13 protein-coding genes are annotated in these 15,551 nt (G+C 56.4%); 6 read left to right on the top strand and 7 right to left on the bottom strand.

The genetic code is table 11. The features are described from left to right. Positions 1–171 precede the first annotated feature (171 nt). On the top strand, positions 172–1,098 hold the full coding sequence (locus tag SJQ66_RS01050; RefSeq protein ID WP_320533758.1) for a 2-deoxy-5-keto-D-gluconate 6-phosphate aldolase domain-containing protein: 927 nt from the start codon (positions 172–174) through the stop codon (positions 1,096–1,098). Between the two features lie 4 nt (positions 1,099–1,102). Here the strand turns inward: SJQ66_RS01050 and cysE are convergent, their stop codons facing one another. The 3 genes from cysE to SJQ66_RS01035 all read right to left on the bottom strand — a co-directional run bounded on the left by cysE (position 1,103) and on the right by SJQ66_RS01035 (position 3,324). Continuing rightward, positions 1,103–1,927 carry a serine O-acetyltransferase gene (gene cysE / locus SJQ66_RS01045; protein WP_024903776.1) on the bottom strand — a complete coding sequence of 275 codons (825 nt, stop codon included), beginning with the start codon at positions 1,925–1,927 and terminating at the stop codon, positions 1,103–1,105. Positions 1,928–2,117: 190 nt separating this feature from the next. Continuing rightward, positions 2,118–2,372 (bottom strand): YkgJ family cysteine cluster protein, encoded by a 255-nt coding sequence (locus SJQ66_RS01040; protein ID WP_081764960.1) that lies wholly within the window; start codon positions 2,370–2,372, stop codon positions 2,118–2,120. A 139-nt stretch (positions 2,373–2,511) separates the two neighbouring features. Beyond that, positions 2,512–3,324 (bottom strand): IclR family transcriptional regulator, encoded by an 813-nt coding sequence (locus SJQ66_RS01035; protein ID WP_046153816.1) that lies wholly within the window; start codon positions 3,322–3,324, stop codon positions 2,512–2,514. A 437-nt stretch (positions 3,325–3,761) separates the two neighbouring features. Between SJQ66_RS01035 and SJQ66_RS01030 the strand changes: the two genes are divergently transcribed. The 3 genes from SJQ66_RS01030 to pcaF are packed head-to-tail and all read left to right on the top strand — an operon-like array spanning position 3,762 to position 6,322. Beyond that, complete coding sequence (locus SJQ66_RS01030) at positions 3,762–4,436, top strand: 3-oxoacid CoA-transferase subunit A (RefSeq protein ID WP_024903778.1); 675 nt, start codon at positions 3,762–3,764, stop codon at positions 4,434–4,436. A 21-nt stretch (positions 4,437–4,457) separates the two neighbouring features. Further along, positions 4,458–5,105, top strand: a complete 648-nt coding sequence (locus tag SJQ66_RS01025) for a 3-oxoacid CoA-transferase subunit B (protein ID WP_046153817.1) — start codon at positions 4,458–4,460, stop codon at positions 5,103–5,105. A gap of 14 nt (positions 5,106–5,119) precedes the next feature. Continuing rightward, positions 5,120–6,322, top strand: a complete 1,203-nt coding sequence (pcaF, locus tag SJQ66_RS01020; protein WP_320533757.1) for a 3-oxoadipyl-CoA thiolase — start codon at positions 5,120–5,122, stop codon at positions 6,320–6,322. A 139-nt stretch (positions 6,323–6,461) separates the two neighbouring features. On the opposite strand, the gene SJQ66_RS01015 is transcribed toward pcaF, so the two are convergent. Further along, positions 6,462–6,833 carry a hypothetical protein gene (locus tag SJQ66_RS01015; protein ID WP_024903781.1) on the bottom strand — a complete coding sequence of 124 codons (372 nt, stop codon included), beginning with the start codon at positions 6,831–6,833 and terminating at the stop codon, positions 6,462–6,464. A gap of 403 nt (positions 6,834–7,236) precedes the next feature. Between SJQ66_RS01015 and SJQ66_RS01010 the strand changes: the two genes are divergently transcribed. Continuing rightward, complete coding sequence (locus SJQ66_RS01010; RefSeq protein WP_024903782.1) at positions 7,237–7,599, top strand: hypothetical protein; 363 nt, start codon at positions 7,237–7,239, stop codon at positions 7,597–7,599. A gap of 187 nt (positions 7,600–7,786) precedes the next feature. Here the strand turns inward: SJQ66_RS01010 and SJQ66_RS01005 are convergent, their stop codons facing one another. Continuing rightward, positions 7,787–9,985 carry a putative bifunctional diguanylate cyclase/phosphodiesterase gene (locus SJQ66_RS01005; protein ID WP_024903783.1) on the bottom strand — a complete coding sequence of 733 codons (2,199 nt, stop codon included), beginning with the start codon at positions 9,983–9,985 and terminating at the stop codon, positions 7,787–7,789. A 756-nt stretch (positions 9,986–10,741) separates the two neighbouring features. Then, positions 10,742–12,469: a methyl-accepting chemotaxis protein gene (locus SJQ66_RS00995; protein ID WP_024903784.1), complete on the bottom strand. Its 1,728-nt coding sequence runs from the start codon at positions 12,467–12,469 to the stop codon at positions 10,742–10,744. Between the two features lie 564 nt (positions 12,470–13,033). Between SJQ66_RS00995 and SJQ66_RS00990 the strand changes: the two genes are divergently transcribed. After that, positions 13,034–13,216: a hypothetical protein gene (locus SJQ66_RS00990; RefSeq protein WP_176026077.1), complete on the top strand. Its 183-nt coding sequence runs from the start codon at positions 13,034–13,036 to the stop codon at positions 13,214–13,216. Between the two features lie 141 nt (positions 13,217–13,357). Here the strand turns inward: SJQ66_RS00990 and SJQ66_RS00985 are convergent, their stop codons facing one another. Continuing rightward, on the bottom strand, positions 13,358–14,536 hold the full coding sequence (locus SJQ66_RS00985; RefSeq protein WP_176026076.1) for a metallophosphoesterase: 1,179 nt from the start codon (positions 14,534–14,536) through the stop codon (positions 13,358–13,360). Positions 14,537–15,551 lie beyond the last annotated feature (1,015 nt).

Raw genomic sequence — 15,551 nt, 5'->3', positions numbered from 1 at the left:
GTCCAAGTCCTTACCAATACTTTCCTCTAGTAGCAGGCACGAGCATGGCCGCCCTGCACGCGCCGCCGCGCGGCGTGATAATGGTGCAAGTCTTTTCGCAGTGCGTGCGGCGGCCGCGATCATGCGTCGCCGCCCGTGCATCATGCCCATCGAAATGAAGGAGGTACGCAGATGCCAACCGGACACACCAGACCTGGCTACGACAAGCCGCTATATATCCTGCCGTTTGACCATCGCTCGTCTTATATCTTGGGTATGTTTGCGCTGAAACCGCCTCTCACCGCGGCGCAGCATGCGAAGGTGTCGGATAGTAAGCAGTTGATTTACGAGGGATTCAAGGCTGCATTGCAGCAGGGCGTGGACCCCAAGACGGCCGGCATCCTGGTGGACGAGGAATTTGGTGCCGAGATCCTGAAAGATGCGGCAAGGCGCGGATTTCTCACCGCCGTATCGACGGAGCGAAGTGGAAGTGAGGAATTCGACTTCGAATATGGCGACGATTTCGGTGCGCACCTGGATGCGGTCAAGCCCACCTTTGCAAAAGCGTTGGTACGCTATAACCCCGAGGGCGACGCGGACATGAACGCGCGCCAGACAGTAAGGCTGAAGCGGCTCTCGGATTTCTGCATCGAACGCGGATTGCCGTTCATGTTCGAACTGTTGGTGCCGGCAACGGATGCGCAATTGGCCTCCGTCGGCGGCGACAAGGAAGCATTCGACGTCAAGCTGCGCCCGAGGCTGATGCGCGATGCCATCGAACGCTTGCAGGATGACGGCGTCGAGCCGGCAATCTGGAAGATCGAGGGACTCGATACGAAAGAAGATGCGGCGATGGTCGTCAAGGCGGCGAGACGTGACGGCCGCGACAAGGTCGGGTGCATTGTCCTAGGGCGCGGCGCGGACGCGAAGAAAGTGGTCTTCTGGCTTACCACCGCGGCGGCAGTGCCGGGATTTACCGGGTTTGCCGTCGGACGCACGAGTTTCTGGGATGCCGTGGACGGTTATGAGAAGCGGTTGCTGTTCCGTGAAGACGCCGCCGCCAGGATTGGTACCCAGTATCGTGAATGGGTAGCCGCGTTCGAGTCGGCGGCAAAGTAGTCACTTAAATTTTCTGGCACATCTCTTTTGCGGGCACCGTATCGTCAGTCAGGCGGCGGACGATACGGGCCGGGACGCCCGCCACCGTGCAATGCGGTGGTACGGCGGACAGCACCACGCTGCCGGCGGCTACCTTGGCAAACGCCCCGATCTCGATGTTTCCCAGCACCGTGGCACCGGCCCCCAACATGACTCCGTCCCGAACCTTCGGATGCCGATCGCCGCACTCTTTTCCCGTGCCACCCAAGGTCACGTTCTGCAGGATCGACACGTCGTCGCCAAGCACGGCGGTTTCGCCGATGACGATGCCTGTAGCATGGTCGAGCATCACGCCGGATCCTATCCGTGCCGCCGGATGGATATCGACGCCGAACCGCATCGAGGCATCATTGGTCAACGTCAGCGCAAAACCCGATCGGCCTGCATGCCAGAGACGATGCGCAACGCGCTGTATCTGCAGACCATGGAAGCCTTTCTGATTCAGCACGACCTGGAGCGGGGAAGGTGAACTGGGATCGCGGCCGATAACGGCAGCGATATCGCGTGTTGCCGCTGCGAGAATCCCGCCGTCGGCCATCTCCGTGACAAACAGTTCACGCAGCGCCGTTTCCGGCAAATCGGAGGACGCGAGTCGTGCCGCCAATGAAGCGGCTAGCATATGCGCGGGCGTCGACCATTGAAGGATGCGATGCGATAGTCTCATCGACAGCAATGGCTCCGCTTCAGCCAACGCAAACGCTTCTCCACGAATACGATCCCACATGAGGTCGGTATCGGTACGTCCGGGTGCATCGGGGCTAAGCGTGTCGTCGAGCGAGGGAGCAGTCATGAGGCGGCAGTGCGATAGGACCGGCGAGGCCGTATCTACGCATCTTTTGTTATATCGATAGCACGTATCGTCGCTTGTGTTGCGCGATGCGTCAATCGCCGGTTCGGCAACCTTGTTTGCAACAGGGTTGGACGGCTGCGTGTTGCCTCGGGACCGATGGGCTGACAGGCATCGAGAACGGACTCCCGGGTCAAGGCGCGGTGGCCGCTTCCAGCCACAAAAGGCCGCGCATCGCCTGTTCACGCGAGGCGCCACACATCGCCGCACTCGGTTGGAGCGATGCACAGACGGCGGGCCGTCGCGGATCACCGAAGATCATGCACCGTTCGGCGGCGTCGAGCTGCACGCAACGCACGCCTGCGGCCTTGCCGTCCGGCATGCCTGGAATGGGAGAGCTGATCGACGGCGCGGTGCAGCAAGCACCGCAATGATCCCGACAATTCATGGTGCGTGACAGGGAGGGTACCACTTTGACAGATCGACGCGCGGCGCTGGCAAGCGGCTTTTCTGGAAAAAGCGCTATTGTACCGGCAGGTTGCCGAGTGGGCGCATTCGCTGACGAACGACACCTTACGCTGCCTGCGTTACCCGCGCTGCGCGACCAGACGCGATACGGCATCGGCGGCACCACGGAGCGGCGCAAGATAAGTATCGATCAGTTCCTGCGCGTTTTTCCGTTGCGCATTCCCGCTGATATTCATCGCCGCGATGATGCGGTTCTGTCGATCGAGAATGGGCGCGGAGATTGAAATCAGGCCCGCTTCCAGCTCCTGGTCGACGATCGCCCAGCCTTGTTCGCGCACCTGGGTGATTTCGGCTTTTAGCGCCCCGGGGTCCGTTATCGTTTTTGGCGTACGCCGGGTTAATGTCGACGCCGCCAATCGCGCATCAATCTCGGCGTCATCCAGCCCGGACAACAGCACCCGGCCCATCGAACTGCAGTATGCAGGCAAGCGGCTGCCTATCGAAAGGTTGATCGTCATGATCTTCTGCATTGGAACACGCAGCACATACACGATCTCATGTCCGTCCAACACCGCCGCTGATGCACTTTCCCTGACGCTGGCGGATAACTGCTCGAGCACCGGCTCGGCCAGGTTCCAGAAAGGGAGGGATGTGAGAAACGTGAAGCCCAGTTCCAGGATCTTGGGCGTGAGGCGGAAAAGGCGTCCTTCCGTTTCCACATAACCGAGCGTATGCAAGGTCAATAGAATTCGGCGCGCGCCTGCACGCGTCAACCCGGTGGCTTCAGCGACATCCGTCAACGTTTGCGCTTGTCGCTCTGCATTGAAAGATCGGATCACGCTCAGGCCGCGGGCGAACGATTGCACATACGTATCGCCGGGGCGGTCCGCTTCGCGTGTCAGGTCCGGGGCGGCATGCTTGCGCGACGACATCGGGTATTCATTTGGCGCGGTGCGAGAAAAGTCTTCTGTCATAGTCATCGGACATCAGGAAGGGAGCAAAACGCGATAGAGAGGGTACTGCCACGGAAAAATGGACGCGTTACCGCGTGTTCTACAGGCCAGCGGGAGGGACATGTGAACCGTCCTCGCCAGATCCAGTATGCCGCTCAAACGTAACCAAGGGTTATCCCTTGTTGACCACGCAAGCAGGAGAAACCTAGTATGACCGCAAATGTTCGTTTAGCGAATGTATGTTCGATATGCGAACAAGTCAAGCCGTGAAAACCCGAAGGTATCGGGTTAGGCGGCGCGAGGACAATGGGGTAAGCGCAAACGGACGGGTGGCGATGCCGGCATGGGTCCCATTTTCGGTATGAAGCGCGTCAATCGGGCGACACCGCCCAGACCGGCTGGGAGTGGCAGGACAGATGATCAATAAAATCTACGAAAGTGCGGCGGCGGCATTGTCCGATATCCGTGACGAATCGACAGTGATGATTGGTGGCTTTGGCAATGCCGGGATGCCGGCCGAGCTGATCGATGCGTTGATCGACCAGGGCGCGCGCGAACTGACGATCGTCAACAACAATGCCGGCAATGGCGACACGGGGTTGGCGGCGTTGCTGAAGGCGCGGCGGGTGAAAAAGATTATCTGCTCGTTCCCGCGTCAGACGGACTCTCATGTGTTCGACGCGCTATATCGCGCCGGGGACATTGAATTGGAATTGGTGCCCCAGGGAAATCTGGCCGAGCGGATTCGCGCGGCGGGGGCGGGCATTGGTGGCTTCTTCACGCCTACTGGCTTTGGCACAAAGCTGGCCGAGGGCAAGGAAGTCCGCGAAATCGATGGCCGCTCCTACGTTTTCGAGAGTCCGTTGCATGCGGATGTCGCGTTGATCAAGGCGTTCAAGGCGGACCGCTGGGGTAACCTCGTTTATCGGAAGACCGCGCGAAATTTCGGGCCGATCATGGCGGCTGCCGCGAAGACGGCCATCGTGCAGGTATCCGAGGTCGTTGAATTGGGGCAATTGGATCCGGAAGCGGTGGTGACGCCCGGCATCTTTGTGCAGCGTGTCGTGCAACTGACGCCGCGTCCGCTGTGACGCTGAACTAGGAGAACAATGATGAAGCGACTCAGCCGAGACGACATGGCAAAGCGCGTGGCAGCCGATATTCCCGAGGGCGCGTATGTGAACCTGGGTATCGGTGTTCCTACGCTGGTGGCAAACCATTTGGCCGCCGACAAGGAAATTTTCCTGCACAGCGAAAACGGCGTGCTGGGCATGGGGCCGGCGCCGGCGGCCGGCGAGGAAGATGGCGACCTGATCAATGCCGGCAAACAGTATGTGACCCTGCTGCAGGGGGGATCGTTTTTCCATCACGCCGACTCGTTCGGCATGATGCGCGGTGGCCATCTGGATTTCTGCGTGCTGGGTGCCTTTCAGGTGTCGGAAAAGGGAGATCTCGCGAACTGGCACACCGGCGCACCGGATGCCATCCCTGCCGTGGGTGGTGCGATGGATCTGGCGCTGGGAGCAAAGCGCGTATTCGTGATGATGGAGCATTTCACGAAACAAGGTGAGAGCAAGGTCGTGGCACAGTGCGGCTATCCCGTGACGGCCGTGCATTGCGTCAGCCGTATCTACACGGATCTGGCGGTGATCGATGTCACCCCTGACGGACTGGTGGTGCGCGACCTTTTCACCGATATGCCGTTTGATGAACTGGTGGCAAAGACGGGCGTGCCGATGACCTACCAGCCGCAATCCTGAAACCGGAGCAGAGGATGAGTGAAGTCTTTATTTGCGATGCGGTGCGTACGCCGGTAGGTCGCTACGGTGGCGTGTTGTCATCGATTCGTGCCGATGACCTTGGCTCCTTGCCGCTGAAAGCACTGATCGCGCGGTTTCCCAACGCCGACTGGTCGGCAATTGATGATGTCATTTTCGGCTGTGCGAACCAGGCCGGGGAAGACAATCGTAATGTGGCAAGAATGTCCTCGTTGCTGGCGGGCTTGCCGCAAGCGGTGCCTGGGTCGACGATCAACCGTCTATGCGGTTCGGGCATGGACGCGGTAGGCACGGCAGCGCGCGCAATCCGTTCCGGAGAGGCAGACTTCATGATTGCCGGCGGCGTGGAAAGCATGAGCCGTGCGCCGTTTGTCATGGGCAAGGCGATGAGTGCGTTTTCGCGCAGTGCTGGTTTGGAGGACACGACAATCGGCTGGCGTTTCATCAATCCGCTGATGAAGCAGCAATACGGCGTGGATGCCATGCCGGAAACCGCCGAGAATGTCGCCGATGATTATAAAGTCAGCCGTACCGACCAGGATGCCTTCGCGGTGCGTAGCCAGCAGAAGGCCGCGGCCGCGCAGGCGGCCGGTTGGTTCGATGCCGAGATGATTCCGGTGGCCGTGCCGCAAAAGAAGGGCGATCCATTGATCGTCAATCGCGATGAGCATCCGCGCGAGACCAGCTTGGAAACGTTGGCGAAACTGAAGCCGATTGTTCGCCCTGACGGCACGGTCACTGCGGGCAATGCCTCGGGTGTCAATGATGGGGCGGCAGCATTGATCCTGGCTTCCGAATCTGCCGCGCGCAGACAGGGCTTCACACCACGGGCACGCGTGCTGGGTATGGCGAGCGCCGGTGTGGCACCCCGTGTGATGGGTATCGGTCCGGTTCCGGCTACGCGGAAGCTTCTGGCGAGGCTGGAAATGAAACACCATCTGTTCGATGTGATCGAGCTCAATGAGGCATTTGCCAGTCAGGGTTTGGCTGTGTTGCGGGAATTGGGTATTGCCGATGACGACCCGCGCGTCAATCCGCAGGGCGGCGCGATTGCGTTGGGGCATCCATTAGGCATGAGTGGTGCGCGATTGGTGACCACGGCGCTCCATCAACTCGAACGTACTGGCGGCCGTTACGCCTTATGCACCATGTGTATCGGCGTGGGGCAAGGCATCGCCATCGCAATCGAGCGGGTTTGATTGGATTGGGAAACACGGCTGATGGGCTGAGCGTTTTCCAAAATAAAAGGCGAGATATGCGGTTTCCGCATATCTCGCCTTTTACACAAATTGCAACTTACCATCACCACACATTAACACTGGTGGTGTAGTAAATCGCTTACTTCGATGCCGAGTCCGTAGGAACGGCTTGCAGAGGCGCCGCCGGAACCTCTCCGTTTAGCGCCGCCTTCTCTTGCGCGGTGGCATCCTTCTTGAATTGCTTTTGGTCTGTCTTGGCCGCTTTCACTTTGTGCTTGTATTCCTGCTTTGCTGCCTTTTTGTTGGCCCGATATTGCTCGTTCGCCAAGGCGTTATCGTTTCGCTTTTGCACCATGGGATCGGTGGTCGGCGTGACAATGCGTACCGGCGCGGGCGAGCTGTTCATCCCGTTATTGACCGCAGAGTCGGCGGCTGGCTGCGTTTGCGCATACACCAGATTGACCGAAAAAGCGGTGGCGGTGACCAACAGGATTGATTGAATTCGATTCATTGCATTCTCCTTCTTATGCTAACAACGGTACCATCGTAGCGTGGCACCTGTGTTACTTCTGTACTGTTTTGTAAGTCCGAGCGCTGTTGTACATTTTTAGGCCCGGTCCCAGTCAGAGCGATGATGCCTGAATGGGTGTCTTCGTGACCTTGGGGCATTCCCCAAGATTCGACGCGTTTACGTAAGCAAACTTCGGGCCAGGATAGTATTGCTTCGTCAAAAGAATGATTTGGCGAGGTCTTTATGTGCACTGATGGGGTTTGTCGATTTTTTGCGGTAGCATGAAAACCCCACCCAACGGGGTCCTTGCCTGATACCGCGGACCGGGTGTACCGGAGCACGTCCTGCAGGGACGGCTTTTTGCACTTGGCGATTACGGGTCTACGGGCACCACGAGGTCAGCATGCGCAATAGCGAAAACGGTAGTTTCGACAGTAGTACGGTAAAGTCTGCACGCATGTGGCGCGTGCTGCGCACGGCTGTGTGTGCCACGGGGCTAGCTGGCATTCCTTTTCTGGCCGCTTATGCGGGGAGTGTCTCCATTCCGGTGGTGCGCGACAACGTCACCGGGGCCATCTCTTCGACGACCGCGCCTTTGGTGGATCCGATCAATAAGGAAACCGCAAAGATTACTGGCCCCGCATCGGCGATTCAGCCGAAGATCGGTGAAACCACCGCGCCTATTAACGACAGCGCCATGTTCCGCGCGAACACGGCACTGCAGAACCAGGTTGCGAGCGGTAGCGCAGGCTATATCACGCCGTGAAGGGATTCAATCGGTTTTGATTGGCATCATGGCCGAATACTCGTGACCTTCGTCAGTGCGGCAAAGCGTGACCGCCTTTTGTACATCCTGAACGGACATTCCCTCCCTGCCGGTCGTCACGACACACTTCCCATCAATCGCTGATCGAGGATAGGGTACAGGCGTCCGCTGCGATGAACTGCACCCGTTATAGGCCAGAAGTATCTACAGCACCCCAGGGACATTCAGAAATATAAAGCTGGGTAAATTCACTCGCCGTCATCGGCTGACCATAAAGGTAGCCCTGTCCCTCATTGCAGGCATAACGGCGCATCAAGTCTTCCTGTTCCTGGGTTTCGATACCTTCAGCCGTCACTTCAAGATTGAAACCAGCCGCAAGGCGAATGACCGTTTCGATGATCACTTGGTCTTTCTCGCTGCGTTCCGCGCCGCTGACAAAGGAGCGGTCAATTTTCAGGCGGGTGACTGGGTAGTCTTTCAGCAGGCTTAACGAAGCATAGCCTGTTCCGAAATCGTCGAATGCGATGCCGACACCGAGTGAACGCAGATGATGTAGCGGCTGCATGATCCTCAGTTCGTTGCGTAAAATAATGTTTTCAGTAATCTCAAGTTCGAGCGCACTGGGCGGTAAAGCGAAGTCGTTTAGAGCCCGTTCAACGACCTCGGAAAAGTCGCGCACGCGAAACTGTGCGGCAAACAGGTTAATGCCTATTCTGAAGCCCGGGTGGCCGGCGCTTCGCCACTTGGCCGCTTGTTCACAGGCCGTTCGCAATATCCATTCACCTACCGGTATTGCAAGAAGGCTAGTCTCCAGCACATTCAAAAAAAACGCAGGGGAGACAACACCATGGGTTGGATGATTCCAGCGTATTAACGCCTCTGCACCAGAAATGCTGCCATCCCTCAATTGCACTTGTGGCTGGTAGTACATTTCGAACTCTTTGTTTTCCCATGCCTGACGCAGCGAGGAATTGAGCGTTCCTTTTCTAGAGGCAGTCTGCCGAAGCTCAGGCGTAAAAACACGGACCAGACACCTACCATCGGCTTTCGCTTGGTATAGGGCCAGGTCTGCATTGCCTAGGATCTGCTCGCTATCCATGTCGTTATCCGTCTTCATCGATACGCCGATGCTCGCGCCAATATAGATAGAGTTGTCATCAAACTCGACTGGCTCTTCAATCAGCGCGACCAACGCGAAACCCAGCTCGACTGCCTCCGTTTGGTCTGCGCTACCGGACATGAGCACGACAAATTCATCGCCGCCGAGTCGAGCCACAAGATGGCAGGCCGGCACGTGTTGACGAATGCGCTGTGAGGTTACCTGAAGGACAAAGTCTCCGGCAGCATGCCCCAACGTGTCGTTGATTTCTTTGAATCCATCTAGATCAATCAACAGGATGGCCGCATTCATGTTTGAACTGCATACCTCCTGCAGATGCCGCTTTAGCAAGGAGCGATTAGCCAGACCCGTTAGGTGATCGTTTTCCGCTGCATGTTTAAGTAGCTTTTCCGCTTCCACCCTGCTGGTGATATCGCGAATGATCGCGCCAAATTGTGCTTCCCCGCCTTCGGTCCAACGCGACAAAGATAGTTCGATCGGTATCTCGTGGCCATCGCGGTGTAGTGCTGTCAAGTTGACCGAGGTGCCTATGATGCGCTCTTGCCCACCGGAGACGACCTTATTAAAGCCAGATATGTGCCGAGCACGCATCCCCTTGGGAATGATGAGGTCTAGAGTTTGCCCGATCGCTTCCTCGGCAGTATGTCCAAAAATCGATTCAGCCGAACTGTTCCACGAAATGATCTGATTCTTGCTATCCGCACAAATGATTGCATCGGGCGAGGTTGAGGTAATGTGCATAAAGCGCATGCGGATTTCGCGATTTCGCTGTTCCAGGCGTCGCAATTCCATGCGTTCAAGCACTAGGTTGGCTAGGTCCTTGAGAATTAACTGGTCGCGTTCTGAGAATACCTCTCTCGGAGAAGTATCTAATAAACATAGTGTCCCCAGCGCATATCCGCCGGAAGTAATAAGCGGTGCGCCAGCATAAAAGCGGACATGCGGCGCCTCGCGCACAAGATCGTTTGTGCGGAAGCGCTCATCCGTCGCGGCGTTGAGAACATAAAATACATTCTCGCCAAGAATGGCATGCGTACAGAAAGATATTTCGCGACTGGTTTCGCAAAAGTCCACGCCGACACTTGCTTTGAAAAACTGCCTATCTCTGTGCAGAAGCGAAACGAGGGCAATTTCTGCATTGAAAATCCGCGCGGCCATCTGAACGATCTGATCATAATCTCGCTCAGGCGGGCTATCCATCAGAGCAAACGAATCCAATGCTTGAATGCGCTCGAGCTCATTCGCGGGAACCGGGTAGCCTCTCATCGGGATTCTCTCTTAAAGCGCCTTGCCATGTCGAAACCGTTTTCTAGCCTAACGCGCATTTGCAACGAAACTCTCGGAAACCCATCTAACTAACCGCGTTGTTGCTTAGTCAATGGCGGGTCGCTTTTTAAATCTGTTTGGAGATGAGTAGGGGAATGGTCTTCCCTTGCGTCAGCACATCAACGAACATGCGAGCGACAGCAATGTGTTTTGCATATCGGCATGTCATAAAGCGAATCTTCCTGCCCCCGAAAGAATGAAGCCAGGCAATCGAGCATTCGGCAGGGCAATGCATTCTGCCCAGCCCATTGTCATGACACGCGCCGATTTTTGCGTATATCGCGATCACCACTCTCGCGTAATAATCACCGTAGTCAAACGGATGCCGTGCGAATACATGTCCTATTCGGTTTCGCGCAGGCGCGCTAATAACAAGGCAGTTTCCGTGCTTCCTGGAGAATCCCATTCTAGTCGCTCATCCGTCGAATTCTTGAATCCCGTTTTGCCAGTGGTAGTAGATTAAGCTCACTCGCTGCGGCTAAGTGCCCCTTGATCGTCGGTAAGTCAATTGGCGAGTGATGCGGCGGCAACCTCAGCATACGGAACATGACCATCTATACCGCGATCTTCAAGTAGCTTCAGCACGTTGTGTCTAGCCATAGCGTGTTTGACCACGCCCGCATTTGAACTGCGGCAGCAAAACGATAATCTTATAATCAACACCACGCGAATGAGGCACTGGTGCATACAAATATTCTAAAAGGTTTGCCAGTTATTGGCCGACTCCGCTTCCTGAAACAGTGCTATCGGTTGCCGGGGCTTCGCCACGGTAAGCACTTGCATCGGCCTTTTTACTATCGCATTCGTCGCCTTGCTAATCTTTGGGCTGCCACGCACCGCTTGTTGCTGCATCGCCGTACGTGATTCGATACGGAAGATGGCAACCGCGTCTCGTAGGCTCTGAGCTTGATCCGACATGGCCTGTGCGGCTGCAGACGCCTGTTCGACCAATGCGGCATTTTGCTGCGTCACTTCATCCATCTGATTGACAGCGACATTGACCTGCTCGATACCGGTGCTTTGCTCAGTCGACGCCGAGGCGACTTCGCCGATGATGTCGCTTACGCGTTGCACTGAGCGTACCACTTCACTCATCGTATTACCGGCATCGCTGACCAGCCGCGAACCCGCGGTGACGTGCTCGACAGAGGTGCTGATAAGATCCTTGATCTCCTTGGCGGCCGTGGCGCTACGCTGTGCGAGTGTCCGTACCTCGCCTGCCACCACGGCGAATCCCCGGCCTTGCTCTCCAGCCCGCGCAGCCTCGACCGCGGCATTCAGCGCGAGGATATTCGTCTGGAAGGCGATACCCTCGATTACCGAAATAATTTCGGCTACACGTGTTGAGCTCGCCGAAATGTCCTCCATCGTTGCAACGACTTTCTGAACCGCCTCGCCGCCCGCCGCCGCCGTCTGCGATGCTGCGGCCGCGAGCGTACTGCCTTGACGCGCATTGTCGGTATTTTGCCGAACCGTGGAAGTCAGTTCCTCCATGCTTGCGGCTGTTTCCTCCAGGGAAGCGGCCTGTTCCTCGGTTCGCTGCGAGAGGTCCACATTACCCTGTGCGATTTCCCCCGCTGCTACAGAGATGGACTCTGCTGAGGTCTTGATCCCCGATACGATATCGCTTAGATTTTTACGCATCAATTCGAGGGATGCCATCAGGCTGGACTTATCCCCCTCGGTCAGTTGCACTTTCACGGTGAGATTACCGTCAGCGATTTGGCTGGCGACCTCTTGTGCTGCGGCAGGCTCACCTCCCAACTGCCGCAGAATACCGCGGGTGATGACTACTGCCGCTAGTGTTCCGACTGCCAACGCCAATGCGACCACCGACCACGTTATCAAGCGAATCGTTGCATAGGTGTTGGCGGCGTCTGTCGCCGCTTGATCGTTAAGCTCGCCTTCGAAGTTGGCAAGTTCGTCAAGACGACTAATCCATGCGTTTGACTTAATTCGGGCTTGCTTGAGCATCACGTCTGTCGCACCAACCTTGTCATTGGCCTCGCCGAGTTTGATCGCCTTATCCCATAAAGGCTTGGTTGCAAGCTCATCGTCCTTCAGTTGCGCGTACAGATCACGTTCGCGTTGGGTTGTGCCTACTTCCTGTGCGAAGATCTGCCCCAGTTTTCTGTATGCATCTTGATATGCCAGATCCTGTTTGCCGATTATGGCGACCTGCCTGGACACCTCGTCCGGGTCGCTCAGGAGCGCGACATTACGCAGGGCAATGATACGGTCACGCACTGTTGACTTGAGCGCATTCGCAAGTTTCGCCTCCGCGTTATTGACCCGGGCGATACTATCGAGGCGATTGTAAAGAATTCCTTCCGCATAAAATCCAAGCGCTGAGATGATGATTAGCAGCGTGAGCACTAAGCCGAAACCTAATGCCAGTCGGGCTGAGACGTTCATTTTTTTCATTTAATTGATCCTCATCAGTTCTTTTGGCCCATCTATCACCGTTAAACGGCAAGTAAGTGATAAAGTTGAGAAATATTGTAAAAAATACCCATTGTATTTTTCTATGAAATATTTACCGATCCTGTGATTGCTTGGATAAGCGCGCGATGTCTGTTTGACAAACCGTTTTTGCGCGACGTTTTCGGGAAGTGAGTCACGGATTACGTTTATGAAATGGATGGCTTTGAAAAATTGTGGCGGCATGGCACGGCATCAGATGGGATTGCCACGTTAGCGCGTGTGGATTGAACCGTCGTCCTGGCGCAGGCGTTGCATCCGTCTTTGGTTGCGTCATGATGTTGGGGTGTATTTACGCAAACAGGGCGGGCTCGATCATTTATTACAAGCATGTGGAGCGACGCTACGCCATGGAAAAATGGCAAGTCCCGGGGGGGCAAACGCCAGAAAGTACGAGCGCCTGAGCGTCAGCCTTTGGGTAGGGCGTCGCCGGCCGATCAGAGATGGGGGCGATGGGTGTCGTGTTATAACGTACTGACGAAGGCCATGCTAATGATGGCCATGCTAATGAAGGCCTCGATCCCTGTGGGCGATGCCCGGCATGATGCCCTGGTGATTATTCTGGAGTGGGGAAGTGAAGTAACGCGGCGGTGTTTTACGCCAATCCTCGATCGGATTGGCATTGCCGACCCGAGGCCGGGAAATAGTTCGGTCGAAAACGCGAAAATCCTGCGTGATTTCCACGAATGAAATTGGGAGGGCCTGCCATCCGAATGAAAATCGTTGAAACCGAGGCGGTGATCAACGGAAGCGCCATGTTCCACGCGAATACGCCGTTGCAGAATTGGGTCGCCTGCGGTGGCGCGGTTTTATATCGCGCCGTGACGGGGCTCATGCATTTTTGGCCTGCACCAACCGAATCCGCGTGATCTCGGATGGGGCGGCGAAGCGCACTGGCGGTCCCCAATAGCCGGTGCCGCGGCTGATATACATCCACATCCTGCCGCTGCGAACCAAGCCGGCGGTGAAGGGCTGTTGCACACGAACGGCGAAATTCCAGGGGAAGAATTGTCCGCCATGCGTATGCCCCGATAATTGCACGTCGAAGCCGGCCGCTTCCGCAGCTTTGCCAGAGCGCGGCTGATGCGCCAGGAGAACGCGCAGTGCCGCGTCCGCCGGTGCCCCGGACATCGCCTTGACGGGGTCGCTTTTGTGCTTGCTGCTAAAGTGACTTGCGTTGTAATCGGTCACCCCGCCTAGTACCAGCGACGACTCACCGCGTGTCAAGACGACGTGTTCGTTCATGAGCACTTGGAGGCCGAGGCGACGGAATTCGGTCACCCACGCATCGGCACCGGCGTAGTACTCGTGATTACCTGTTACCAGAAAGACGCCATGCTTGGCTTTCAAGCGCGATAGCGGGGCCGTATGCTTTTTCAAAGCGGCGACGCTCCCGTCGACGATATCGCCTGTGATCGCCACCATATCTGCATCTAGCCCGTTGACGGCGTCGACGATAGGGTCGAGATAGCGCTTGCGGATAGTCGGGCCGACGTGAATATCGCTCAATTGTGCAATGGTGAAGCCGTGCCATGCCGCGGGCAGGTCTTGTATCGGAATCTCGATATCCACCACGGGCGCCCGCCGACGTGCGTTATATACCCCGGTAAGCAACATCAGGAGCGCTAATGCGAGCACGGTCTCCGCGCTGCTACGCACAACCACGGGTATGGGGAGCGCCGTCTGCAGCGTTGTTGCAAATGCGAACGGCGTGGCGGCAATGATCGCGTAGATCAGCAGCAGTACGTCGCGGATCAGTGTCAGCGTCAAAAGGAAAGAGAAAAAACCCATTTCCAGTAGGCCGACCCAGGTTGCGAAGGCCCGCAGACCCCTAGCGCCACCGTCACGCCGGAGCATGCCCAGCGGCACGATAAGGCAGGAAAAAACCAGCCACAGTGCCAACGCCGTATGCACGATCACGTTGCCAGGTAAAGCAGGGATCAGGCGAAAACCCACGTAGGCATGTAGAAAGACGCCAATCGTGATGACACGAACAAAAAAACTACGCATGGAGATTCCGTAGGGCAGCAGAGATGGCGGATAGACAGACGAAAGAAACGCGCGACCTCCTGGCGACGCCGTCTATTATCGCCAAGCAAAAATCGAGGCACCCAACGTCAATGGCTGCGAAGTCATTTTAACGGGGTTTAAAAATTGGTGCCGGAAGGCCGATTACATCGGGTCGCTGCATCTGCGGAATTTTTCCAACGTGTTGGCATTGCTTGTCGACTCTATGCAGATTGAAATGCCTGCTTGCTCCGACGTCCACCTGAGTGCACTTTTCTTGAGCATCAATGCGTGGGCCGGACGCCGATTCCTGCGAATCTTGTATGACGAGCGCCGCTGTGGACATTCGTTCGCGCGATCATTGTCGCTTCGCGGTGGGTGCCGTAAATACGCATCATCTGGTTTCCTGAGACAGTCATAAGCCTAGGATGTGTATCGGCATTCTTTTAGAGGCGTCCTGTGATCAGCACTCACATTGATGGTGGTTTTTCTATTGGCGTGGCAACACGCGACATACCTCCCATTGGACTGGCTGACTTGCCGTCGGACCCTTTAAATTATCTCGTAACGATGCTTCCCATCGTGGATGTCGTCGCGCTAAGCATGACGTGTCACAAGATTTCTCACGTGATTGTTGGCAAGATGTCGCTTTATGCAATTCTGCTCCCACAAATCGCACACGCTCTAACGGAGGACGTGGCCGATGCCAATGTCGTAACGGTTCTCCAGGCAATAGCCACGTTACCCTTGCCGTTGCGCCCTGGTACTTTACGGACGTTTGCTTGCAATTTGCTGGGACCGGGGATCGATTCGTACAGTAGAAGCACGGTGTTACAGGCACATGAAGAGTGGGAGCGCATTATCGCGCAAACGCGGCGGCAAATTAGCGAGGATGCAAGCTTTGCTTATTCGGAGAGATTGCAAGTAGACCTTGATATTGCTGCATTGCGTACTTGCTGCTTTACTGGCATTCCTTCGAAGAACCGGCCGTTTTATCAAGAATTTGTATCCCGGGCGC

The organism is Robbsia andropogonis (assembly GCF_034047095.1).
Lineage (GTDB): Bacteria > Pseudomonadota > Gammaproteobacteria > Burkholderiales > Burkholderiaceae > Robbsia > Robbsia andropogonis.
The sequence above is the reverse complement of the archived record's forward strand: the minus strand, read 5'-3'. Positions and strand labels throughout refer to the sequence as shown.

What these genes read in the sequence shown, in the direction of transcription:
- SJQ66_RS01010 (WP_024903782.1), top strand. Translation starts at nt 7,237, where the DNA reads ATGCGCAATAGCGAAAACGGTAGTTTCGACAGTAGTACGGTAAAGTCT.
- SJQ66_RS00995 (WP_024903784.1), bottom strand. Translation starts at nt 12,469, where the DNA reads ATGAAAAAAATGAACGTCTCAGCCCGACTGGCATTAGGTTTCGGCTTA.
- SJQ66_RS01015 (WP_024903781.1), bottom strand. Translation starts at nt 6,833, where the DNA reads ATGAATCGAATTCAATCAATCCTGTTGGTCACCGCCACCGCTTTTTCG.
- SJQ66_RS01030 (WP_024903778.1), top strand. Translation starts at nt 3,762, where the DNA reads ATGATCAATAAAATCTACGAAAGTGCGGCGGCGGCATTGTCCGATATC.
- SJQ66_RS01050 (WP_320533758.1), top strand. Translation starts at nt 172, where the DNA reads ATGCCAACCGGACACACCAGACCTGGCTACGACAAGCCGCTATATATC.
- cysE (WP_024903776.1), bottom strand. Translation starts at nt 1,927, where the DNA reads ATGACTGCTCCCTCGCTCGACGACACGCTTAGCCCCGATGCACCCGGA.
- SJQ66_RS00985 (WP_176026076.1), bottom strand. Translation starts at nt 14,536, where the DNA reads ATGCGTAGTTTTTTTGTTCGTGTCATCACGATTGGCGTCTTTCTACAT.
- pcaF (WP_320533757.1), top strand. Translation starts at nt 5,120, where the DNA reads ATGAGTGAAGTCTTTATTTGCGATGCGGTGCGTACGCCGGTAGGTCGC.
- SJQ66_RS01040 (WP_081764960.1), bottom strand. Translation starts at nt 2,372, where the DNA reads ATGAATTGTCGGGATCATTGCGGTGCTTGCTGCACCGCGCCGTCGATC.
- SJQ66_RS01035 (WP_046153816.1), bottom strand. Translation starts at nt 3,324, where the DNA reads ATGTCGTCGCGCAAGCATGCCGCCCCGGACCTGACACGCGAAGCGGAC.
- SJQ66_RS01025 (WP_046153817.1), top strand. Translation starts at nt 4,458, where the DNA reads ATGAAGCGACTCAGCCGAGACGACATGGCAAAGCGCGTGGCAGCCGAT.
- SJQ66_RS00990 (WP_176026077.1), top strand. Translation starts at nt 13,034, where the DNA reads ATGAAGGCCTCGATCCCTGTGGGCGATGCCCGGCATGATGCCCTGGTG.
- SJQ66_RS01005 (WP_024903783.1), bottom strand. Translation starts at nt 9,985, where the DNA reads ATGAGAGGCTACCCGGTTCCCGCGAATGAGCTCGAGCGCATTCAAGCA.